We start from the raw sequence: 22,617 nt of genomic DNA, 5'->3' as shown, positions 1-22,617 counted from the left end.
CCGAGCGGGCAATTCTCGCGCGATCCGACCTCCTTGGGAGACCCGCCATGCGCCATCTTGCCACTCTTGCCGCATCGATGTTCGCCCTCAGTGCCCTGACGGGCGGTGCCCTGGCCGCCGAGGACAAGACCGTCAACATCTACTTCTGGTATGATTACGTGCCCGCCGACACGATCGCCGAGTTCGAGAAACAGACCGGCATCAAGGTCGTGTACGACACGTTCGATGCCGTCGAGATGCTGACGACCAAGGCGCTGACTGGGGGCTCCGGCTATGATCTGATCATGCCGGGCGCGTCGATCGTCGGCCAGTACATCAAGGCGGGCGCCATCCAGAAACTCGACAAGACAGGGATTCCCAACGCTGGGGGTCTCAATCCCGACATCATGGCCTTCCTGGCCAGGCAGGATCCGGGCAACGCCTATGCGGTGCCCTATGCCTATGGCACCACAGGCATCATCTACAACAAGGCCAGGATTGCCGAGCGGATGAAGGACGCCCCGCTCAACAGCCTCGACATGATCTTCAAGCCGGACGTGGCGAAAAAATTCCAGGATTGCGGCATCGCCATGGTCGATTCGCCCGAGGGCGTGATGTCGATCGCGCTCAACTATCTCGGCTTCGATCCGTTCTCCACTGATGAGAGCGAGATCAGGAAGGCGGCCGATCTGCTGACCGCGATCAAGCCCTATGTCAGGCATTTCAAATCCGGTTCGATCATGAGCGAGATGGCGGCCGGCGATCTCTGCCTGGCGCTTGGCTGGAGCGGCGATGCGATCGGTGCGGCGACCAAGGCGGTCGACGCCAAAAGCGGCGCCGATGTCGGCTATTCCATCCCCAAGGAAGGCACGGAAATCTTCTTCGACGTCATCACCATCCCAGTCGATGCGCCGCACCGCGAAAACGCCGAAGCGTTCCTTGATTTCCTGATGAAGCCGCAAATTGCCGCCCGCTTCACCAATGCGACGCTCTACCCGAACGCGGTCGAGGCGGCGGCGCCGATGATCGACGAGACCGTTCGCGACAATCCCGACATCTATCTCTCGCAAGAGACGATGAAGCATCTGTTCGCCGCGCAGCCGCGCGACCAGAAATCGCTGCGCCTGGTCACCCGGCTATGGACCGGCTTCACCACCGGAACCAACTGATTCCCGGCCTGCTTTGGCCCTGCACTTGTTTCCAGAAAAGCCCGCACCTCTCTCCAGAAAAAAGATGTGATCGATATGCTCAATTCCCTGCCGCGTTCGCGCCAGACCGACGATGCCGTTTTCGGCAAGACCATCTATGGCGGCTCGCACGAGCCGGTCTATGGCGGCGTGCTGTCCTTCATGCGCCGCCGGCTGACCCGTAACCTCGACGGCGTCGATGTCGCCGTCTGGGGCATTCCGTTCGACGCCGCCGTGTCGAACCGGCCTGGCGCCCGCTTCGGTCCGCAAGGCGTGCGGCGCGCCTCGGCGATCCTGGAAGGGGACCCGCAATATCCCTTCCGCGCCGATCCGTTCGAAAGACTGGCGGTCATCGACTATGGCGATTGCGGCCTCGATTTCGGCCGGCATGACGAAACGCCATGGCAGATCGAGGCGCAGGCCAGCGAGGTCGTCGATGCCGGCGTCACGCTGCTGTCGATCGGCGGCGACCATTACGTCACCTGGCCGCTGCTCAGGGCGCACGCGAAGAGATACGGGCCGCTGGCGCTGGTCCAGTTCGACGCCCATCAGGACACTTGGCTCGACGAGGAGAAGCGCATCGACCATGGCTCGTTCGTCGCCAGGGCGGTTGCCGAAGGCCTGATCGTGCCGGAGCGCTCGATCCAGGTCGGCATCCGCACCCACGCGCCGGACAGCTGCGGCCTCGAGATCCTTCACGGCGAAGATGTCGCCGAACTCGGCGTTGTCGGCGTTGTCGAGCGCATCACGGCGCGTGTCGGCGACGCCAGCACCTATCTGACCTTCGACATCGACTGCCTCGACCCGGCTTTCGCGCCCGGCACCGGCACACCTGTCGCCGGCGGCCTTTCTTCGCGCGAGGCGCTGATGATCCTGCGGCGGTTGGGCTCGCTCGATATCATCGGCGCCGATGTCGTCGAGGTGGCGCCGGCCTATGATCATGCCGACGTCACGTCGATCGCCGGCGCCGCCGTCCTGCAGCACTATCTTGGCCTGCTGGCCGAGAAGAAGGGCTAATCCGGCGCGAACACCCGCGCCGCCTCGACCACTTCATCGATCCGGTCCTGCCGCAGCAGGTCGATCGGAATGCGGCCGTCGAGTTGCGCCGCCGGCCGCGTCAGCCACAGCCAGGCGAGCCTCGGATTGCCGATCAGGGACTGGACGTCGGCAATGCCTGGCACTGGCCTGCCGTCGACGAACTGCGCCAGCGGGAAGACGTGCTTGCGGCCGCCCTTGCGCAGGGCGATGACGTCGCCCCGCTTTTGCCAGCGGTGCAGGGTCGAGCGGGCGATGCGCAGATTTTCTTCGAGATAGGTCGAGCCGGCGACACGGCCGGCCCAGTCCTCGATCAGCATCGATTCGAGGTCGTCGGACCGGGGCGGTGGCGGAAGCGCTTCATCGGCCTGCAAAGCCGTCGGCATATCCGTGGTGCCGGCTTCGCTGCGGCGCGCGGCTTCCGCCGCCAGCGCGCGCACGAATTTCGAGGCAAGGCCGGGAAGGTCGGCATGAATGGCGTCGATGGCGCGCTGGTGCTTTGGCGACAGCAAGGTGACGGCCGACGCTATGCTGCCGGCGATCTTGCCGACCGAGACCACGGTGGACTGGTTTATGGCCTCGTCATAGTGGGCAAGCGCGCGCTCGACATCCTCCGCGACCATCTCCGCGAAGTCGTCTTGTCCGAGACCTGTCTGAAATCTGCTCATGGACCTGTCTTCCGGCCGCGCGTTTCCTCCCTCGGCGGCGGTCGCTTGCTGAATTTCTAGTGCGGTAAACGGAAATCATGGCGGCGACGAACCGCGCCGCCCGACAGCTTGCTGTCTTGCATCTTCTCAACACCCCATCTGACCGAGGGCGTCCCGAAATGTCAGTCGCGGGACGCTCGCGATTTCGTGTAGGGGCGATGTGTGACAGTAACGCGACGGTGAGAAGCGGTCCGCGCAGCGGACGAAAAGCCAATTGCTTGGCTTTTCGAGCTTCGAACGCCCTGAGCCTGCGAAGGGCTGTGGCACGGCCGGCTGTTAACAACAGAAGCGCCGGGCTTTCAGTTACAGCAATCCCGCCAGTTCAGCCTCTTTGCGCAGATTCTGTCTTGGCCTCGGGCCGATCTGCTGGATCACCAGGCCGGCCGCCAGCGAGCCAAGGTCGCCGCAGGTCTTGAGGTCGCGGCCTTGCGTGTAGCCATGCAGGAAGCCGGCGGCGTAGAGATCGCCGGCGCCCGTCGTGTCGACGAGTTCCCTGATGGCGGTCGCCTGGATGACCACCGTCTCGTCGCCGCGCACGATGACCGAGCCCTTTTCCGACCGCGTCACGGCGGCGATCCTGCAGTCCTTGCGGATCCTGGCCAGCGCCTCGTCGAAGGACGATGTCTGGTAGAGCGACTTGATCTCGTGGCTGTTGGCAAAGACGATGTCGACCGTGCCGGAGCGCATCAGGTCGAGGAACTCGTCGCGGTAGCGGTCGACGCAGAACGAATCCGACAGCGTCATCGACACCTCGCGGCCTGCCGCGTGCGCCAGTTTCGCCGTCTGCCGGATCGCTTCCTTGGCGCGCGGCGGGTCCCACAGATAGCCCTCGAAATAGGTGACCTTGGCGCCGGACGCCTTGTCGGCCTCGACATCCTCCGGCCCGAGCTCGACGCAGGCGCCGAGATAGGTGTTCATCGAGCGTTCGCCGTCGGGGGTGACGAAGATCATCGAGCGCGCCGTCGGCGGCTCGCCGGTTAGCGGCCTGGTGTCGAAGGCGACGCCCTGGGCGTGGATGTCATGCGCATAGATGTCGCCCAGCGCATCGTTGGAAACCTTGCCGAAGAAGGCGGCGCGTCCGCCGAAAGAGGCGACGCCGGCGGCGGTGTTGCCGGCGCTGCCGCCGGAGGCCTCGATCGCCGGGCCCATGCGGCTGTACAGCAACTCGGCGCGCTGCGTGTCGATGAGGTTCATCGCGCCCTTGATGATGCCGTTGGTCTCGAGGAATTCCTCCTCGCACTGGGCGATGATGTCGACAATGGCATTGCCGATGCAAAGCACGTCATAATCCGGCATCAATGTCTCCACCAAAAACCTAGAACAATTCCAGGAAAAGTGCTTAGCGGTTTTCCCACAGGAATTGCGTACAAAGAGAGAGCCGGCTTCTTGCCACGCCCGGGCGGGTCTACAGCATGAGCCCGAAAATTGGCAACCGATTTTCTGTCGTTCCCGCGCGGCGGTGACAACCAGGCGCTATGATAATTCGACCGTGGACGAAGCATTTCTTCGCGCGTTGCCTAGAACAAGCCCGATCATATGCGAGAGCGGCGAGCCCATGTCTGCAAAGAGCGATACAACCACCGACCTGGCATTGCTCGGCGTTCTGGCTGTGCTGTGGGGCGCTTCCTACACCTTCATCAAGATCGGCGTCGAAACGATCCCGCCGGTCACCTTCATCGCCGCCCGCACCTTGATCGCCGGCGGCATCCTGTTCGCCATCATCCGTTGGCGCGGGCTGACCATGCCGGGCGACGCTGCAAGCTGGCGCCGCTTTGCCTTCCAGGCCTGCCTCAACAGCGTCATCCCGTTCACGCTGATCGCGGCGGCCGAGCGCTCGGTCGATGCCGGCCTTGCCACCATCCTCAATGCGACCTCGCCGATCTTCACCTTCGTTTTCACCGCGCTCATCACCCGCCATGAGCCGGTCACGGTGCGCAAACTGGTCGGTGTCGGCGCCGGCATAGCCGGCATCTGCCTCATCGTCGGCACCGAGGCGTTGGGTGGCCTCGGTCACGAATTGTGGGCGCAAATCGCCATCGTCGTGGCGACGGTCTGCTATGCCGGTGCCGCCATCTTCGGCCGTGGCTTCAAGGGTCTCGATCCGATGCTGCCGGCCGCCGGCTCGATGCTCTGCGGTGCCGTCATGCTGGTGCCGCTCAGCCTAGCGGTCGACCAGCCCTGGACGCTCGCACCCTCGATGGCCTCGATCCTGGCCCTGATCGGCCTGTCGGTCTTCTCGACGGCGCTCGCCTTCGTCATCTATTTCCGCCTCATCCACACGCTGGGTTCGGTCGGCACCACGTCGCAGGCCTATCTGCGCGTGCCGATCGGCGTCGGCATCGGCGCCGCCGTCCTCGGCGAAAGCCTCGGGCCGACCGTGTGGTTCGGCATGGCCTTTGTCATTGCCGGCGTCGCGGCCATGACCATCCCGGTCAGAAAGCCGGCGTTTGCTAGGTAGCGACCCGCGCTTGTGCTCGCGACCCGCGCTGCCTATCTCGTGAACGTTCCGCCTTTCGGCGGTGTCCGCTGACCTGGGGTTGATGCACGGTGATTTTCGACGCTGCCCGCGCCGCGGCCATCGAGCTGCTCTCGCCGCCGTTTCGTGCCGTGTTCATCAAGACGCTGGGCCTGACCGTGCTGGCGCTGGTCGCCTTGTGGTTCGGCTTGACCAGCCTTGTCGAATGGCTGGCCCTGCCATGGCTCGAGACGCTGTTGCCCGGCATACCGTCCTGGGCTGGCTGGCTGGGCGGCATCATCGCGGCGATCGTGCTTGCCTTCGGCATGGCGCTGCTTGTCGCGCCGGTCACGGCGGTGATCGCCGGCCTCTTCCTCGACGATGTCGCCGAGGTGGTCGAGCGCACCGACTATTCCGCCGACCCGCCCGGCCGTGCCATGCCGGCGCTGCGTTCGCTGGTGCTGGCGGTTAAATTCTTCGGTGTCGTCATAGCAGGCAACATCGTCGCGCTCCTGCTTCTGCTTGTGCCGGGCATCAACATCGCCGCCTTCTTCATCGTCAACGGCTATCTGCTCGGCCGCGAATTCTTCGAATTCGCCGCCATGCGCTTTCGCGCGGAAGACGAGGCCAGGGCCTTGCGCAAGAACTACGCTGGCACGGTCTTCCTTGCCGGGCTGGTCATCGCGGCCTTTCTTGCGGTGCCGCTGCTCAATCTGCTGACACCCCTCTTCGCCGCCGCCATGATGGTGCATCTGCACAAGGCGATTTCGGCGCGAGAGAGCCGTCGCTAACCGCCAGCTGGGCCCTCTAGCCGAGGGATTTGCCGAACAGCTCCTGCAATTTGCCGAACGGCATGGCGGCGCGGGTAAAGCCGAACGTGCCGTCCTGCTGGATTTCGCGCGCCGCCGTCTCCAGCATGCCGTAGGCGAAGTTGGTCAGCCATGGCCCCAGCGAAATGCGTTTGACGCCGGCCATGGCAAGATCGGCGATGGTGAAGCCTGGCTTCGCCATGACGTTGACCGGCTTGCCGACCGCTGAGCAGAGGGTGCGCACCATCTCGACGTCGCCGATGCCCGGCGCGTAGAGCACGTCGGCACCGGCCTTCTCGAAGGCCTGCAGCCGCTTAATGGTGTCGTCGAGGTCGGACTTGCCCCAGAGAAAATTCTCGGCCCGCGCCGTGAAGACGAAATCGCGCTTGAGTGCCCGTGCCGCCTCGACCGCCGCCGCGACGCGTTCGACCGCATGCGCAAAATCATAGATCGGCTTGTCGGGATCGCCGGTGTGGTCCTCGATCGAGCAGCCGGCAAGGCCGGCCGCTTCCGCCGCGAAGATGGTTTCGGCGGCCTGCTCGGCGCTGTCTCCTTTGCCTTTCTCGAGATCGGCCGAGACCGGCAGGTCGGTCGCCGCCGTCACCTCGCGGCAATGGTGGATCATCTGTTCGAAGCTCACGGCGCCGTCTGGCAGGCCGCGCGAAAAGGCAAAGCCGGCGCTGGTCGTCGCCAGCGCCTTAAAACCGAAGGAGCCGAGTAGCTTGGTCGTGCCCGGATCCCAGGGATTGGGCATGACGAAGGTCGAGGCATGCAGGTCGCGAAAGATCTTGCCCTTGTCCATGAATGCTCCCCATCACGAGTGTCGGCGCGGATGCTATCGCGGTGTCCGCGGCTGGGCAAACGAATGCGCTTGGTTCAGAAGCGTTTCGCGTTCTCTGCTGACAACTTCTCGAACGCATCGGAATCCTTGACGTAGCGTGAAGTCTTCGTGTCCCAATGGTAGGTGACGGAAATGTCGTGCGACGCTGCATCGGGCGCAGCCTCATCGCAACTTTCACCACTCGGCACCGTGGCGTCGGTCGCCGTCACCTTGATCGCCGCATAAGGCTTTCCGTCGTCCAGCGTCAGGAAGGCCAGATCCTGGCTGCGTTTGTAGGCGCAGACGTTCTCATCGAACGTGTTGATCGTGTCGACCAATTGAAGGCGGTCCTCGCGAGGCAGGATCAGCAGCGTACTCACATAGCCCTGGTTGGAATTGAAATGCGTGCTCATGGAGATGAGCACGTCGTCGCCAGCGCCGATCGAAAGCTTGTTCGGCTCGCGGAAATAGGTGCTGCGGTCGACCGCGACATTGGCCGCATCGAGCAGTTTCGGCTTGGCCGTCACGTCGTAGAGCGCCAGCACCGCATAGCCTTCGGCACTGTCGGGAGAATCGCCGAGATCGAACAGCATCGCCAGCCGATCCTTGCCGCCAGCCTTGATGGGAAGCACCGCCGCATTGGGCAGGTTCGTCGTCTCCGGCGGCGAGCCGCCGTCATCGCCACCGGCAATGTGGCGCATATCGATCGGCAATCCGCCCTTGTAGAAACCGTCCTTGTCGGCGCTAAGGTCCGGGATGACCATCCTGGCCAGGTCGAGATAGGTGACATCGCTGCGGCCGGGCAGCGGGCTGTCGAGTTCGGGAAAGCTCACGGCCTGCGCGCCGGCCGCCGTCCAAAAGAACGGCAGCAGCATCAACGCGAGCGTGAAGCGGAGCAGGTTCGTCGGCATGAGTGTCGCCCGAGATCAGGCCTCACGCTAGCACGGGTTCCAGCATCGTGCAGCCGTGTCGAAACTGGATCAGTGGATCGGCACCAGGCCGGCCAACTCGCGCATGTCGTCGAACAGGATGCCGCCGGCCTGGACCAGGCCATCGCGGTCGGAATAGGGATCGCCATGATAGGAAAACACCCGCATGCCGGCGGCAATGCCGGCCTGCGTCCCGGCGACGCTGTCCTCGATGACGATGCAATCGGTGGGCGCGAAGCCCATGGTCCTGGCCGCATGCAGGAACAGGTCCGGGAACGGCTTGCCGCGCGAAACCATGGTGGCGGAAAACAGCGCATGTTCGAACAGCGGCAACAGCCCGGTCTGGCCAAGCGTGATGTGCATTTTCGAGATTCTGGCCGAGGTGGCGACGCAATAGGGGATACAGGCCGCACGGACCGCCTCGATGAATTCCCGGACGTAAGGGATCGCCTCGACGCCATGGGAAAACAGATCCGGCAGCCCTGCGTTCCAGCGATCAACAAAATCGGCGCCGAGGCGGACCTCGGTCTCGGCTTCGATTTCCTTCTGCACCGAGGCCATGCTGCGGCCGGAGAAGTTCTTGCGGCAATATTCGAAATTTGTCGGGTAGCCGGCGGCACTCAGCCATTCGGCGAGGCGCCGATTGGCGAGATTTTCGGTGTCGACGAGTATCCCGTCGCAGTCGAAGATGACAAGCTTTGGTATCTTGGTCACGCTGTCCCGGTCGATCCGAACCCGCCGGCGCCTCGCGCCGTGCCGCCGGCCAGCGAACGCTCTTCCACCGCCGCCTGCGTCACCGCGGCGAAGACGATCTGGGCTATGCGCATGCCGCGCGTCACCGCAAAATCCTCGTCACCATGGTTGATCAGCAGCACTTTCACCTCGCCACGGTAGTCGCTGTCGACCGTTCCCGGCGAATTGAGGACGGTGAGGCCATGCTTGAAAGCAAGGCCGGAGCGCGGCCGCACCTGGCCTTCCATGCCTTCGGGGATTTCCAGGATCAGCCCGGTCGGCACCAAAGCGCGTTTTCCCGGCAGGATCAGCAGGGGCCTGTCGTCGGGCACCGCCGCACGCAGGTCCATGCCGGCGGCTCCGGCGCTTTCGTAAGCGGGGAGGGGAAGTCCTTCGGCGTGCGGCAATCTGACGAAGCCGACAGTCGGACCGATGACGGAGGAGTTTTGGAGGGCTGCGCGCATAAAATCGATCCTATCGGCGCGATTGCCGATTCGGTCAATTCGCCCGCACCGCTATCAACGGCTTTCTTTCGGGCATCACTGTGACCGAGCACACCTCAGCGCACTTCCATCGGTACGACCGTGGTCTCCTTGATCTCCTCCATGACGAAGGAAGCGGAGACATCCGACAACGCCACCTTGGCGATCAGCCGCTGGTAGAGCCGGTCATAGGCCTTCACGTCGGCAACGCGGGCGCGCAGGACATAGTCGAGGTCGCCGGACATGCGGTAGACCCCGGTGATCTCGGGAAAGCCGGTCACCGCCGCGCGGAATTTCTGCAGCCAGTCCGGATCGTGATTCGATGTCCGGACTAGGATGAACACCGACAGGCCAAGTCCGAGCTTTTCGGGGTCGACCAGCGCCACGCGGCCGGTGATCACGCCATCCTCCTCCAGCCGCTTGACGCGCCGCCAGGAGGCATTGCGCGACAGGGCCACCCGTTCCGACAGCTGGTCGACCGACAGCGTTCCGTCGCGTTGCAATTCGGCAAGCAGCTTTCGATCGATTTCGTCGATTTCCATTGGCATGTTGGGATATTTGTCCCAACGAATAGCGAAACACAAGGATATTTTGAGACCAATGAACCGACGAGGCGTGTCAGGATACTTACTATCTGAACTCAAGTGCTGAAGGGGACCCAGCATGTCGGTCGCAAGGATTTTCACCTCTCATCCGGCCAAGGTCGGTGAAACCTACTTTGGCCATATGGCCTTTGCGGCGTGGTTTTCCTCGCGCCTGCTGATGGCGGCCGGTGCCGCGCTCGTTCACGCTTTCTTGCCATTTCTCTTCGAGACTACCGCCAGCCGAATCGTCCGCGAGCTTTACGAGCGGACGCACAACAGAGGTTCGCACGCGATCAAGGAGCCGGCGGCTCTCGCGGATCGCGCCTAGAGGACGACAGAAGCAATGTGCCGGTGGGCGGCCTATCTCGGTGAAGCGGTCTTTCTCGAGGACATCCTCACGGCGCCCTGTCACTCGCTGATCGCCCAGAGTCATTGCGCCCAGGAAGCCAAGTCGCCGACTAATGGCGACGGTTTCGGCCTTGCCTGGTACGGCGACCGGCCGGGGCCCGGCCTTTATCGCGATATCCTCCCGGCCTGGTCCGATCCCAATCTGAAGAGCCTTTGCCGGCAGATCAAATCCGGCCTCTTCCTCGCCCATGTGCGGGCCTCGACCGGCGGCGCCACCAGCCGCATGAACTGCCATCCCTTCATCTCCGGCCCATGGTCGTTCATGCACAACGGCCAGATCGGAGGCTTTGAAAAAATCCGCCGCGCGCTGGAGAATTCGCTGTCCGACGCCGTCTTCGACCAACGCGAAGGCACTACCGATTCCGAACTCTTCTTTCTCCTGATGATCGACGAAGGACTGGCTGGGGACCCGCAAGGCGCCGTCTCGCGCGCGACCTACCGGGTGCTCGAAACTTCCCGCCGAGCCGGTCTCGAACCTGCCCTGAAACTCACCGCCGCCTTCGCGGACGGGCAGGCACTGCACGCGGTGCGTTACGCCACCGATGCCCACGCGCCGACGCTCTACACCTCCAGCTTTCGCAAGGGTGGCGGTCGATGCATCGTCTCCGAACCTTTCGATCGTGAGGGTGGCGACTGGCAAGCGATCCCGCCATCGTCCTTCGTCACCATGACGAAGGACGGCATCGACATCGGGCCCTTTGCTCCAGCCGCGGCCAAGCTGGCGCTGGCCGGGTAGCTGCCTGCGATCTGCTTACAGGCTACTGCGCGAACCGGCCCAACCCGTAGGGCGTCAGCAGCGGATCGCGCTCGCCGTCAAGAATCTCCCTTGCGGCGAACAGGCCTACGGCCGGCGCCAGCGTGATGCCGGAATGCATGACCGCGACGTAGAGCCCGTCCAAGCCCTCGGCGCGCCCAATGATCGGAAAGCCGTCGATCGGCGTCGGCCGGTAGCCGAGAGTATGGAAATCCAGTTCAAGCTCATCGCTGCCGCGTAGGCTGGCTTTCAGGAAAGCAAACAGCTCCCGGGCGGTCGCTCCGGCATCCATACCCGGATCGGCGCCGCCGAAATCCGAGCCGGCGATGATGCGGCCCTCGGCCGTCTGGCGCATGTGCAGCCGCTCGGCCAGCACCAGCCCGTTGAGCAGTTTCCTGTACGGCCGCGAATGGACGATCAGGCCAGGAGGGGTTTCGATCGGCAAGGTGACGCCGACATTCGCGGCAAGATCCGGCGAGCCGACACCGGCGGCGATCACCACCTCGTCGGCGCTCATCAGGCCATGCGAGGTGTCGACGCCGCTGATCCTGTCGCCGGTCTTGACCAGTGCGGTCACCGTACTGGCGACGATCCGGGCGCCATGCCGTTCGGCATCGGCCAGCAGCGCCTTGGTTGCCGCAACCGGCTCGGCGACACCCTCCTCGGCGACATAGAGGGCGAAGTTCGGCAGCTCGGCGAGATTGGGCTCGATGCGCGCCGCGTGGGCGCGGTCGATGTGCTCGATGCCATAACCCCAGGACGAATGCTCGGCGATGTAGGCTTCCATGTCGCTTGCCGACATGTCCCAACGCAGTCCGCCGCACCAGGCGAGCGGCAGCCCAGGCAGCTCGTTTGATAGCCGCTTCCATTCGGCCATGGCGCGGCTGCGCAGGCGGAAATAGATCGCGGGATTGCCCCAGCTGGCGTTGATCCAGGCAAAGGAATTGGGTGTCGCGACGCCACCGGCACCGCTCTCGGAAACGACCGTCACCCGCGCGCCAGCCTTGGTCAGATGCCAGGCGATGGAGGCACCGATAATGCCGGCGCCGATGACAATGACCTGTTTTTCCGAAGCCATGCTTCCTCCTCTGTCTCATGATGCAAGGGATGTTCCCCAAGTGGCATTCCTGCGGCCGCTTGCCAATGTCGAAATGCACGCAGGCTTGAAGGATGGTGAGAGACGGCATCCGTAGCCACTTGCGTTGCCGGAGCGGTCGACAGCCCGGCACTGCGCTGCTAGAAGCCCGGCCTGTCACACGGATACTCCAGAGAATGCCCGAAACAATACCAGAGGAAGTAGCGCGCCGCCGCACTTTCGCGATCATCGCCCACCCCGACGCCGGCAAGACCACGCTCACTGAAAAGCTGCTGCTGTTTGGCGGCGCCATCCAGCTTGCCGGCGAGGTCAAGGCCAAGAAGGATCGTATCCAGACCCGGTCCGACTGGATGAAGATCGAGCGCGAGCGCGGCATTTCGGTCGTCACCTCGGTGATGACGTTCGAATATGAGGACAATGTCTTCAACCTGCTCGACACGCCCGGCCACGAGGACTTCGCCGACGACACCTACCGCACGCTATCTGCGGTCGACTCGGCGGTTATGGTCATCGACGCCGCCAAGGGCATCGAGCCGCGCACGCTGAAACTGTTCGAGGTTTGCCGGCTGCGTGACATTCCGATCATCACCTTCGTCAACAAGATGGACCGGGAAAGCCGTGATCCGTTTGAAATTCTCGACGAGATCGAGCAGAAGCTGGCCTTGGATACGGCCCCCATCACCTGGCCGATCGGCCGTGGCAAGACGTTTTCCGGCACCTACCACCTGGCCCTGAACGCCGTGCGCAAGGGCGACGACGAGAAGGAGCGCACGCCGGTCAACGGTCCCGATTCCAACCGCGTCGCCGGCCTGCTGCCGGAAAACGAGCGCGAGGCCTTCATCGAGGAGCTGGAGCTCGCGCGAGAAGCGTGCAGACCCCTTGATATAGAAGCCTTTCGCGAGGGCCATCTGACGCCGGTCTACTTTGGCTCGGCGCTGCGCAATTACGGCGTGCGCGACCTGATCGAGGCGCTTGGCGCCTTTGGCCCGCCGCCGCGCGCGCAGGAGGCCGACACCCGTAAGGTTGAGGCGACCGAGGACAAGATGACCTCCTTCGTCTTCAAGATCCAGGCCAACATGGACCCCAACCATCGCGACCGCATCGCTTTCGTGCGCGTCTGCTCGGGCAAGCTCGAGCGCGGCATGAAGGCCAAGCTGGTGCGCACCGGCAAACCGATGAGCCTGTCGGCGCCACAATTCTTCTTCGCCCGCACCCGCGTCACGGCGGACGAAGCCTTTGCCGGCGACGTGGTCGGCATCCCCAACCACGGCACGCTGCGTATTGGCGACACGCTGACCGAGGGCGAGGAGATACTTTTCCGGGGCGTGCCGAATTTCGCCCCGGAAATCTTGCGCCGCGTCCGGCTTGGCGACGCGATGAAGGCGAAAAAGCTCAAGGAAGCGCTGCACCAGATGGCCGAGGAAGGCGTCGTCCAGCTGTTCTCGCCCGAGGATGGCTCGCCGGCCATCGTCGGCGTCGTCGGCGCCCTGCAGCTCGACGTTTTGAAGGAGCGGCTGAATTTCGAATACACGCTGCCGGTCGAATTCGAGATGTCGCGCTTTTCCGTCTGCCGCTGGATTTCGGCCGACGACAAGGCCGAAGTGCAACGCTTCATCGAAGCGCATCGTGGCGACATCGCCCGCGACCTCGACAACGATCCGGTGTTCCTGGCCCAGCACGCTTTCTCGCTGAACTACGAAGCCGAACGCTGGAAGGCGATCCGCTTCGCCACGATCAAGGACTACCAGGTCCGCGAAAAGGCCGCTTGACCTCTTCCTTCTCCCCGTTTCACGGGGAGAAGGTGCCCGAAGGGCGGATGAGGAGCAGCGCCGACGTAAAGGGGTCGCTTACCCCTTCGCAGCCGCCTCGAGTTTCCCGATGTCGATCTTGCCCATCTGCATCATCGCTCCCATGACGCGGCCGGCCTTGGCCTTGTCGGGGTCCTGAAGCAGGCGCGGCAACTGCTCCGGCACGACCTGCCAGGAAACGCCGAACTTGTCCTTCAGCCAACCGCAGGGGCCGGGTTCGCCACCGCCCTCGGTCAGTTTCGTCCAGAAATGATCGACCTCGGCCTGCGTCTTGCAGTCGATCGAGAGCGAGATCGCCTCGGTGAACTTGTATTGCGGACCGCCATTGAGCGCCTGGAACTGCACGCCGTCGAGCTCGAACGAGGCGACCAACACTTTGCCCTCGTCGGCGTGGCCCTTGGGCCAGCGCGTAACGCTCAGCACCTTCGAATTCTTGAAGATGGAGACGTAGTGGTTCATGGCGTCTTCGGCCTGGCCGTCGAACCACAGGAAGGTGGTGATCTTTTGCATGGTTTTCTCCTCGGGTTTCTTTGCGGGAAATCAGGCGGCGCCCTTGGCGGCGTCCTGTAGCGAAGTGAGATAGGCGTCGAGCTGGGCATAGCTTTGCGCCATGCCGCTGGTCATGCCGGTGCCGAGCGCGCTGTCGCGCGCCGCTGACGAAGCGTAGAGCACAGTCTGCGTCAGCAGCGTCTTACCGGTCTGTTCGGCAAAGATCACCGTTCCAACCGTCTCGCCGCCGGTCCAGTCCTCGTCGAACAGTTCGGTGGCGACGAGGCGGCTTGGGCGCACGATTTCGCGATAGGCGCCGCTCATGCCCATGCTGCGGCCATCACGGTGCTGCCAGACGTAGCGGGTGGCGCCGCCGACTCTGAGGTCGATCTCGCAGACCGCCAGACGCCAGCCGTCCGGGCCGTGCAGCCAGCCCTTAAGCAGTTCGGGAACCGTCCAGCAGTCGAACACCATCGGGCGGGGCGCGTCGAAGACCCGGGTGATCTGCACCTCGCGATCGCTGGGCGTGGTCACGGTCAATGTGGCGGCGGTCGAGCCGGGCAAAGTTGTGGTGCTCATAATAATCCTCCTGCTGTTCGTCCAAGGACGTTTGGCCAACCGGCGATCCGACACGGCTTTTGATTTTTCCCTTTGGGATGAAGACGCCGGCTTCGGCTATTGTTCCGCGTCGCCGGCCGTCTTGTTGGCCTGCATGGCACCCAGCAAGGCGTCGAGGCGCTGGAAATTGCCTTCCCAGATCTTGCGGTAGCGCTCGAGCCAGTCATTGGCTTCGGCCAGCTGTTTTGCTTCCAGCCGGCACGGCCGGCGCTGCGCGTCCCGGCTGCGAGAGATAAGGCCGGCGCTTTCGAGCACCTTGAGATGCTTGGAAATCGAGGGCTGGCTCATGGCGAAGGGCTCGGCCAGTTCCATCACCGATGCCTCGCCTTCGATGAGCCGGGCAAGGATGGCGCGCCGCGTCGGATCGGCAAGCGCCGCGAAGGTGGCATCGAGCTGGTTCATGACGTATCCATAGCCAATAGGGTATATACCCAATTGGCTATATAATGCGAGGCTTGGCTCGTCAACCGCTCAGTGGGCTTTCGTGGCGTATTGCAAAAATGTGGTCAGACCATACTTGCGAGTCTATAACGCCTGCGGTCCGAACTCAGCGCCGCCTCGCTCCGCATCGAGCGCAGTCAGCCAGCTAAGGAAAATTCATGCCTGCCTATCGCTCCCGCACCACCACTCATGGCCGCAACATGGCCGGCGCCCGCGGCCTTTGGCGTGCCACCGGCATGAAGGATAGTGATTTCGGCAAGCCGATCATCGCCGTGGTCAACTCCTTCACCCAGTTCGTGCCGGGTCACGTCCATCTGAAGGACCTTGGCCAGCTGGTCGCGCGCGAGATCGAGAAGGCCGGCGGCGTTGCCAAGGAATTCAACACCATCGCGGTCGATGACGGCATCGCCATGGGCCATGACGGGATGCTCTATTCGCTGCCGTCGCGCGAGTTGATCGCCGATTCCGTCGAATACATGGTCAATGCGCACTGCGCCGATGCCATGGTCTGCATCTCCAATTGCGACAAGATCACCCCCGGCATGCTGATGGCCTCGCTGCGCCTCAACATCCCGACAGTCTTCGTTTCCGGCGGGCCGATGGAAGCCGGCAAGGTGGTGCTCGCCGGCAAGACGCAAGCGCTCGACCTGGTCGACGCCATGGTCGCGGCCGCCGACGACAAGATCTCCGACGAGGACGTCAAGGTCATCGAGCGCTCCGCCTGCCCGACCTGCGGCTCCTGCTCGGGCATGTTCACCGCCAATTCGATGAACTGCCTGACCGAGGCGCTGGGCCTGTCGTTGCCGGGCAATGGCTCGACGCTGGCCACGCATGCCGACCGCAAGCGGCTGTTTGTCGAGGCCGGCCATCTCGTTGTCGATCTCGCCCAGCGCTATTACGAGCAGGACGATGAAAGCGCACTACCACGCAGCATTGCCTCGAAGGGCGCATTCGAAAACGCCATGACGCTCGACATCGCCATGGGCGGCTCGACCAACACGGTGCTGCACATCCTGGCCGCAGCCCACGAGGGTGAGGTCGACTTCACCATGGAGGACATCGACCGGCTGTCGCGGCGGGTGCCGGTGCTGTGCAAGGTGGCGCCGGCCAAATCGGACGTTCATATGGAAGACGTTCACCGCGCCGGCGGCATCATGGCCATCCTCGGCCAGCTCGACAATGCCGGGCTGATCAACCGCGATCTGCCGACCGTGCACACAGCAAGCCTTGGCGAAGCGCTCGACCATTGGGATATTTCCCGCACCTCCAGCCAGAATGTCCGCGACTTCTTCCTCGCCGCGCCCGGCGGCGTGCCGACACAGGTCGCCTTCAGCCAGGACCGCCGCTGGGATGATCTCGACCTTGATCGCGAGAAGGGCGTCATCCGTTCGGCGGAAACGCCATTCTCGAAGGACGGTGGCCTGGCCGTGCTGAAAGGCAATCTGGCGCTCGACGGCTGCATCGTTAAGACGGCCGGCGTCGATGAGTCGATCCTGAAGTTCACCGGCCCGGCGCGGGTGTTCGAAAGCCAGGACGCTTCGGTGAAAGCCATCCTGGCCAACGAGGTCAAGGCCGGCGATGTCGTCGTCATCCGCTACGAGGGCCCGCGTGGCGGACCCGGCATGCAGGAGATGCTCTACCCCACCAGCTATCTGAAGTCGAAGGGCCTGGGCAAGGCCTGCGCGCTGGTCACCGATGGGCGCTTCTCCGGCGGCACGTCTGGCCTGTCGATCGGTCATGCCTCACCTGAAGCCGCCGAGGGCGGCACGATCGGGCTGGTCCAGGAGGGCGACACGATCGAGATCGACATCCCCAACCGTACGATCCGTCTCGCCGTCAGCGATGCCGAGCTCGAAGCGCGTCGCGCCGCGATGGAGGCGAAGGGCGCCCTGGCCTGGAAGCCGGAGGAAAAGCGCAAGCGCAAGGTGACGACCGCGTTGCGCGCCTACGCCGCCTTCGCCACCAGCGCCGACAAGGGCGCGGTGCGGCACGTTCCGGAGTAAAGCTTCTTCCTTCTCCCACAGGGGGAGAAGGGAAGGACGCTACGGCATCAACTGGTACTCATAGAGCTTCTGGTAAAGCCCGCCCTGGTTGAGCAGGGTCCGGTGCGGGCCGCTCTCCACCACCTTGCCGCCCTCCAGCACCACGATCGTGTCGGCCTGGTGTACCGTCGACAGGCGGTGAGCGATGACGATCGTCGTGCGTCCCTCGGTCAGCTGCTGCAGAGCGTCGCGAAACAGCGCTTCGGATTCGGCATCGAGAGCGCTGGTCGCCTCGTCGAGCAGCAGGATTTCGGCGTTGCGCAGCATGGCGCGCGCGATCGAGATGCGCTGGCGCTGGCCGCCGGACAAGAGGCCGCCATTCTCGCCGACATCGGTCTCGTAACCTTTCGCCTGCGCCATGATGAAGTCATGCGCGTTGGCGGCCTTGGCGGCGGCGATCACCTCCTGGTCGGTCGCGTCCTCCCGCCCAAGCCGGATGTTGTGCATGATCGTGCCGGCGAACAGGAACGTGTCCTGGCTGACATAGGCGATCTTTTCCCTGAGCGAGGCAAGCGTCGCCTGCGAAATGTCCTGGCTGTCGAGCAGCACCTTGCCGCTCTTCGGGTCGTACATGCGCATGATCAGGTTGAGGATCGTCGACTTGCCGCCGCCGGATGGCCCGACCAGCGCCGTCATCTTGCCCGGCGCGAAGGTCAGGTCGAACCCGTCGAGCACCGGAGGACCGTTCTGATAGGCGAAGCTGACGGCGTCGAACCGGATCTCCCCCGGTCCGGCCCGAAGCGGCCGCGCATCGGGCTTCTCCGCCAGCGTCAAAGGCTCGTCGGCAAGCTGGAACATCATGCGCACGCCGACAATGCCGCTTTCGAGCGAGATGCGGACTCGCGCCAGGCGCTTGGCCGGTTCATAGGCAAGCAGTAGTGCGGCGATGAAGGCCATGATGTTGCCTGGCATCTGGCCGCCCTGCAGAACCAGGAGGCCGCTGATCATCACGGCGCCGGCGATCGCCAACCCGGCAAGCGTCTCCATCACCGGGCTGGTCACCGCTTCCAGCGCGGCGATGTTGTTGGCCCGGTCCTCGACGTCTGCCACCGCCTTGTACATGCGTTTGCGCATCAAGCCTTCGAGGTTGAAGGATTTGACGACGCGCACGCCGATCGCCGTTTCCTGCATCACCTGGATGATCTGGCCGACCGAGCGGAACTCCATCGCGGCGAACTTGCGCACACGCTTCAGGATGCGGTTGACGCCGTAGATGGCCAGGGGACCGACGGCGAAGCAGATCAGCGACAGCGCAGGCTGCTGCCAGACCATGACACCGATCAATGCAAGCAGCGTCACCAGATCGCGCACGTAGGACGTCACAATGAGATCGAGCACGTTGCGCGCCGCCTGCGCATTGTTGGTCATGCGGGTGATCAGGTCGGATGACGAGGTCGAGTGGTAAAATTCGATGCCTTGCGCCAGGATGCGGTCGTAGATCTTGCGCTGCCGGTCGGCAATGATGGCATTGCCCACCCGGCTCATGAAATAGGCCTGGACGAAATTGGCGAACCCCTTGAGGATGAAGATCCCGGCGACCGCCGCGCCAATCATGTTGACGCGTTCGATCCGCTTGTCGATCACGAATTCATTGGTGATTTCGCGCAGGATCCAGGCGCTGGCGGCCGTCATGCCGGCGACCACCAGCATCGACACGATGGCCGCGGCATATCCGAACATATGCTGCCGGAAAGACTCTTTGACCAGCCGCACGATAAGGCGTTGGTTCTCCACCGAGCGTTCGTCGCGTTTCAGGAACGGCAAGTTCAAGTTCACACGGGAGTTCCATGGTTTGCGACTATGGCCTTGAGTCCGGAGCCGATCGCTGCGTGGACGAAAGGCGGCTTATAGAGCGAGTTACCTCCGGAGGGAACCTTTCGCACCCGCTGAAAGAAACGGCTGCGGCAAGCGGTCTTTTGCGCCACCATGGCCAGATGATTCTGAATGGGATGACGACAAATGGATTTCGACCTTATCGTTCGTGGCGGCACGCTGCCTGACGGCAGGATCGCCGATATCGGCATTATCGGCGAGACGATCGCGGCGATCGAGCCTGAACTGAGTGTCACGGCAGGCACGGCGGTCGATGCGCGCGGCAACCTGGTCTCGCCGCCCTTCGTGGATCCGCATTTCCACATGGACGCGACGCTGTCCTATGGCATTCCGCGCATCAACGCGTCGGGCACGCTGCTAGAAGGCATTGCGCTATGGGGCGAATTGAAGCCGCTCTTGACGCATGAGGCGGTGCGCGACCGCGCGCTCGCCTATTGCGACTGGGCGGTGTCGATGGGCCTGCTCGCGATCCGCACCCATGTCGACGTTTGTGACGACCGCCTGCTGGCCGTCGAGGCCCTGCTCGACGTGAAGAAAACCATCTCCCCCTACATCGACCTGCAACTCGTCGCTTTCCCGCAGGACGGTTTCTACCGCTCGCCGACGGCGCGCCAGAACACCATTCGCGCGCTGGACATGGGCGTCGACATCGTCGGCGGCATTCCGCATTTCGAACGCACCATGGCCGACGGCACGCGCTCGGTGACCGAGCTTTGCGAGATCGCGGCTGCACGCGGCCTGATGGTCGACCTGCATTGCGACGAGACCGACGACCCGCTGTCGCGCCACATCGAGCAACTGGCCTATGAAACACAGCGCCTCGGCCTGCAGGGCAAGGTGGCCGGCTCGCACCTCACCTCGATGCATTCGATGGACAATTATTATGTCTCGAAGCTTCTGCCGCTGATCGCCGAGGCCGGGGTTTCCGCCATCCCCAATCCGCTGATCAACATCATGCTGCAGGGCCGTCACGACAGCTTCCCGAAGCGGCGTGGCATGACCCGGGTCAAGGAGATGCTGGCGCTCGGCATCCGCGTCGGCTGGGGCCAGGATTGTGTGCTCGATCCCTGGTATTCGCTGGGCACCGCCGACATGCTCGACGTCGCCTTCATGGGCCTGCACGTCGCCCAGATGTCGAGTCCCGCCGACATGGCGCGCTGTTTCGACATGGTCACCAACGTCAATGCCGCCATCATGGGTCTCGACCATTTCGGCCTGGCGGTCGGCAAGCGTGCCAGCCTTGTGATCCTCGACGCCGGCAATCCGATCGAGGCCCTGCGCCTGCGCGCCGAGCGCATCTGCGTCATCGCCAGGGGCAAGGTGGTGGCGGAACGGACAAGGCAGGATACCAGGCTTTCGATCGATGGAAGGCCGGTTATGGTGAACCGTAGGCACAAAACCGCGTAGCGCCACCCGATTTCCGCTACTGGCCTTGCCGATTTTCGGGTTTTCTCCTCGTCAAAGCGGCTGCTTGCGTCTACGACGCAGCCTACGCGAGGGAGGAATCGGGATCGGCATGACGCAGCCCGTGGCGCAGAATTCCACAATCAGGAACGTGCTTGTGGCCGGCATTCTGCTGATGCTGGCCGGCGACTTCCTGTTTGCGCTGAACGATGCCATGGGCAAATGGCTGGTCGCCAGCTTCTCCGTCGGCCAGGTGGTGCTGATCCGCTCCATCGGCGCTTTCTTCGTGCTTGGCCCGATGATCGCCCATCAGGGCACCGCCAAGCTGTTTCGCATGGAACGGCCCGAACTGCAGGTCCTGCGCGTGGTGGCGACCACGCTGGACACCGCGCTCTTCTATGCCGCGGTGGTCTATCTGCCGCTTGCCGATGTGATGAGTTTCTACATGGCTGGGCCGATCTATGTCGCGGCCCTGTCGCATTTGCTGCTTGGCGAAAAGGTCGGCTGGCGCCGTTGGGTGGCGATCCTGCTCGGCTTCTGCGGCGTGGTGATCATGCTGAAACCCTCCACGGCCGCATTCTCGCTGTCGTCGGGTTTCGCGCTCGTCGGCAGCTTTGCCTTTGCCTTCGCCATCATCCTCAGCCGAAGGCTGCGCGGCACCAGCGATACCAATCTGGTGACATGGCAGACCATCGGCACGCTGCTGGTCGGCGCCGTGCTGACCATTGGCGCATGGCGCACGCCCTCGGCGCTCGATTTCGGTGCGATGCTGCTGCTCGGCATCGTCTCCTGCGGCGCCCATCTCATGATCACCAGGGCACTCAAGCTGGCGCCGGCCTCGACGCTGGCGCCACTGCACTACACGCTTCTCTTGTGGGCGGTGGTGTTCGGGCTGGTGTTCTTCGGCGACGTTCCCAGTCCGCGCATCCTGATCGGCTCGGGCATCGTCGTCCTCGCCGGCCTGTTCATTTTCCACCGTCAGAAGGTGGTCGACACCACGGTGCCGCCGGAGAATGTTCCAAAGGGCGTAAACTAACCCAGGCGTATGGCAGCTAGGTGCCTTGAAAACTCCGGCGTCTCCATCAATTCCTTGCAGCGCGCGAACCGCCCGTCGGCATAGGCGCGGAAATCGTCGACCGGATTGTTGTTGGCGAGTTGGATCAGTCCCCACAGCGTCCACAAAAGGTCGCACATCGCCTTGTAGATGACGACGCGTCCGCGCTCCGCCGGGCGCGCTTCGCCGCCGAAGTAGGCGCGCATCATCTCCTCGTCCTGCGCCGCGTCGAACTTGCCTTCGACGCTGAGGTCGCCGAGATCCCAGAGCGGGTCGTTCATCCCTGAATATTCCCAGTCGACGATCCACATCCGCTCGCCTGTGTCGAGGAAGTTCTCGCACAGCGGATCGCAATGGCAGGCGACGAGGGGCAGCGGATGGGCGGCCAGGGCCGACCGCACGCTGCCGGCCTCGCGCACCACGTTGTGATAGCCGGCGGGCAGCGTGACGTCCTTGGTCGACAGCACCTTGAGATAGTCGTCGATCATCGAAAACAGTTCGAAGCGGAAGGGAAACACCGCACCGGATTCGTGCAGCTTGCGAAAGGCCTCCCCGGCGCGGGCCGGGCTGCCCGGCCGTTCCCTGAATTTCTCCGGTGACATCGTTACCGCGCCGGTGATGAAGCGCGTCACCATCACCCCGGTGCCGGCGTCGGCATGCAGCACTTGCGGGCTGACGCCGGCCTTTGCCGCCTCGCCAGCGGCCACCGCTTCGTTGGCGCGGTTGATGTATTCCTCGGTGCCCTTGCCTGGAATGCGCAGGCAGAGATCGCCGGCCCTGAAGACGAGGTTGGTGAGGCCGCCAAGCCGTTCCAATGGGCCGCTATAGCCGGCCAGTACCGGAATGGCGGCAAGTTGCGCCCGCGCCTCTTCTGTCGCCATGCCTGCGTCCCCACGCCGATATTTCTCAGCGCAACGGTTCCACAATTTTCGTCGTTTGGCTATCATGCCG

At 63.7% G+C, this 22,617-nt stretch carries 23 protein-coding genes; 10 read left to right on the top strand and 13 right to left on the bottom strand.

Features of this window, described 5'->3' with window-relative positions; all coding sequences use genetic code 11:
- Positions 1-47: 47 nt before the first annotated feature.
- Together EB233_RS01015 and speB are read left to right on the top strand one after the other, a co-directional pair.
- Entirely contained in the window at positions 48-1,148 is a 1,101-nt protein-coding gene (locus EB233_RS01015; protein ID WP_064990424.1) for a polyamine ABC transporter substrate-binding protein, read from the top strand.
- Positions 1,149-1,223: 75 nt separating this feature from the next.
- Positions 1,224-2,183, top strand: a complete 960-nt coding sequence (gene speB, locus EB233_RS01010) for an agmatinase (protein ID WP_064990425.1) — start codon at positions 1,224-1,226, stop codon at positions 2,181-2,183.
- Here speB and EB233_RS01005 read toward each other — a convergent pair.
- Entirely contained in the window at positions 2,180-2,869 is a 690-nt protein-coding gene (locus EB233_RS01005; protein ID WP_064990426.1) for an antitoxin Xre/MbcA/ParS-like domain-containing protein, read from the bottom strand. The genes speB and EB233_RS01005 overlap by 4 nt on opposite strands.
- A gap of 342 nt (positions 2,870-3,211) precedes the next feature.
- On the bottom strand, positions 3,212-4,204 hold the full coding sequence (locus EB233_RS01000) for an adenosine kinase (protein ID WP_064990427.1): 993 nt from the start codon (positions 4,202-4,204) through the stop codon (positions 3,212-3,214).
- Positions 4,205-4,463: 259 nt separating this feature from the next.
- Here EB233_RS01000 and EB233_RS00995 point away from each other — a divergent pair, with 259 nt between their 5' ends.
- Complete coding sequence (locus tag EB233_RS00995) at positions 4,464-5,366, top strand: DMT family transporter (protein ID WP_064990428.1); 903 nt, start codon at positions 4,464-4,466, stop codon at positions 5,364-5,366.
- 89 nt (positions 5,367-5,455) lie between these two features.
- Complete coding sequence (locus EB233_RS00990; RefSeq protein ID WP_064990429.1) at positions 5,456-6,154, top strand: sulfate transporter family protein; 699 nt, start codon at positions 5,456-5,458, stop codon at positions 6,152-6,154.
- Positions 6,155-6,170: 16 nt separating this feature from the next.
- Here EB233_RS00990 and EB233_RS00985 read toward each other — a convergent pair whose 3' ends face one another.
- The 5 genes from EB233_RS00985 to EB233_RS00965 form a co-directional block, all read right to left on the bottom strand.
- Positions 6,171-6,974 carry an isocitrate lyase/PEP mutase family protein gene (locus EB233_RS00985; protein WP_027052638.1) on the bottom strand — a complete coding sequence of 268 codons (804 nt, stop codon included), beginning with the start codon at positions 6,972-6,974 and terminating at the stop codon, positions 6,171-6,173.
- Positions 6,975-7,048: 74 nt separating this feature from the next.
- Complete coding sequence (locus EB233_RS00980) at positions 7,049-7,903, bottom strand: hypothetical protein (protein WP_064990430.1); 855 nt, start codon at positions 7,901-7,903, stop codon at positions 7,049-7,051.
- Between the two features lie 69 nt (positions 7,904-7,972).
- Positions 7,973-8,635 (bottom strand): HAD family hydrolase, encoded by a 663-nt coding sequence (locus EB233_RS00975; RefSeq protein WP_064990431.1) that lies wholly within the window; start codon positions 8,633-8,635, stop codon positions 7,973-7,975.
- Complete coding sequence (gene dut, locus EB233_RS00970; protein ID WP_064990432.1) at positions 8,632-9,117, bottom strand: dUTP diphosphatase; 486 nt, start codon at positions 9,115-9,117, stop codon at positions 8,632-8,634. Before dut ends, EB233_RS00975 begins: the two co-directional genes overlap by 4 nt.
- A gap of 95 nt (positions 9,118-9,212) precedes the next feature.
- Positions 9,213-9,683, bottom strand: coding sequence for an Lrp/AsnC family transcriptional regulator (locus EB233_RS00965; RefSeq protein WP_064990433.1), 471 nt, complete (start codon positions 9,681-9,683; stop codon positions 9,213-9,215).
- A 115-nt stretch (positions 9,684-9,798) separates the two neighbouring features.
- Between EB233_RS00965 and EB233_RS00960 the strand changes: the two genes are divergently transcribed.
- Positions 9,799-10,047: a DUF6356 family protein gene (locus EB233_RS00960; RefSeq protein WP_064990434.1), complete on the top strand. Its 249-nt coding sequence runs from the start codon at positions 9,799-9,801 to the stop codon at positions 10,045-10,047.
- A 15-nt stretch (positions 10,048-10,062) separates the two neighbouring features.
- Positions 10,063-10,863 carry a class II glutamine amidotransferase gene (locus tag EB233_RS00955; RefSeq protein WP_064990435.1) on the top strand — a complete coding sequence of 267 codons (801 nt, stop codon included), beginning with the start codon at positions 10,063-10,065 and terminating at the stop codon, positions 10,861-10,863.
- A 22-nt stretch (positions 10,864-10,885) separates the two neighbouring features.
- Here EB233_RS00955 and EB233_RS00950 read toward each other — a convergent pair whose 3' ends face one another.
- Positions 10,886-11,959, bottom strand: coding sequence for an NAD(P)/FAD-dependent oxidoreductase (locus EB233_RS00950; RefSeq protein ID WP_064990436.1), 1,074 nt, complete (start codon positions 11,957-11,959; stop codon positions 10,886-10,888).
- A 194-nt stretch (positions 11,960-12,153) separates the two neighbouring features.
- Here EB233_RS00950 and EB233_RS00945 point away from each other — a divergent pair, with 194 nt between their 5' ends.
- Positions 12,154-13,746: a peptide chain release factor 3 gene (locus EB233_RS00945; RefSeq protein WP_064990437.1), complete on the top strand. Its 1,593-nt coding sequence runs from the start codon at positions 12,154-12,156 to the stop codon at positions 13,744-13,746.
- Between the two features lie 78 nt (positions 13,747-13,824).
- On the opposite strand, the gene EB233_RS00940 is transcribed toward EB233_RS00945, so the two are convergent.
- The 3 genes from EB233_RS00940 to EB233_RS00930 form a co-directional block, all read right to left on the bottom strand.
- Positions 13,825-14,295 carry a VOC family protein gene (locus EB233_RS00940; RefSeq protein ID WP_027052629.1) on the bottom strand — a complete coding sequence of 157 codons (471 nt, stop codon included), beginning with the start codon at positions 14,293-14,295 and terminating at the stop codon, positions 13,825-13,827.
- Between the two features lie 30 nt (positions 14,296-14,325).
- A complete protein-coding gene (locus EB233_RS00935; protein ID WP_064990438.1) occupies positions 14,326-14,853 on the bottom strand; it encodes an SRPBCC family protein in 528 nt (175 codons plus the stop codon).
- Between the two features lie 96 nt (positions 14,854-14,949).
- Complete coding sequence (locus EB233_RS00930; protein ID WP_064990439.1) at positions 14,950-15,294, bottom strand: ArsR/SmtB family transcription factor; 345 nt, start codon at positions 15,292-15,294, stop codon at positions 14,950-14,952.
- 197 nt (positions 15,295-15,491) lie between these two features.
- Between EB233_RS00930 and ilvD the strand changes: the two genes are divergently transcribed.
- On the top strand, positions 15,492-17,336 hold the full coding sequence (gene ilvD / locus EB233_RS00925) for a dihydroxy-acid dehydratase (RefSeq protein WP_064990440.1): 1,845 nt from the start codon (positions 15,492-15,494) through the stop codon (positions 17,334-17,336).
- Between the two features lie 39 nt (positions 17,337-17,375).
- Here ilvD and EB233_RS00920 read toward each other — a convergent pair whose 3' ends face one another.
- On the bottom strand, positions 17,376-19,130 hold the full coding sequence (locus EB233_RS00920) for an ABC transporter ATP-binding protein (RefSeq protein ID WP_064990725.1): 1,755 nt from the start codon (positions 19,128-19,130) through the stop codon (positions 17,376-17,378).
- Between the two features lie 204 nt (positions 19,131-19,334).
- Between EB233_RS00920 and EB233_RS00915 the strand changes: the two genes are divergently transcribed.
- Complete coding sequence (locus tag EB233_RS00915; RefSeq protein ID WP_064990441.1) at positions 19,335-20,615, top strand: amidohydrolase family protein; 1,281 nt, start codon at positions 19,335-19,337, stop codon at positions 20,613-20,615.
- A 109-nt stretch (positions 20,616-20,724) separates the two neighbouring features.
- Positions 20,725-21,648, top strand: coding sequence for a DMT family transporter (locus EB233_RS00910; RefSeq protein WP_064990442.1), 924 nt, complete (start codon positions 20,725-20,727; stop codon positions 21,646-21,648).
- Here EB233_RS00910 and EB233_RS00905 read toward each other — a convergent pair.
- Positions 21,645-22,547 carry a phosphotransferase family protein gene (locus EB233_RS00905; RefSeq protein ID WP_064990443.1) on the bottom strand — a complete coding sequence of 301 codons (903 nt, stop codon included), beginning with the start codon at positions 22,545-22,547 and terminating at the stop codon, positions 21,645-21,647. The genes EB233_RS00910 and EB233_RS00905 overlap by 4 nt on opposite strands.
- Positions 22,548-22,617: the final 70 nt, after the last annotated feature.

It is taken from the genome of Mesorhizobium erdmanii (genome assembly GCF_013170725.1).
Classification (GTDB): domain Bacteria; phylum Pseudomonadota; class Alphaproteobacteria; order Rhizobiales; family Rhizobiaceae; genus Mesorhizobium; species Mesorhizobium erdmanii.
The sequence above is the reverse complement of the archived record's forward strand: the minus strand, read 5'-3'. Positions and strand labels throughout refer to the sequence as shown.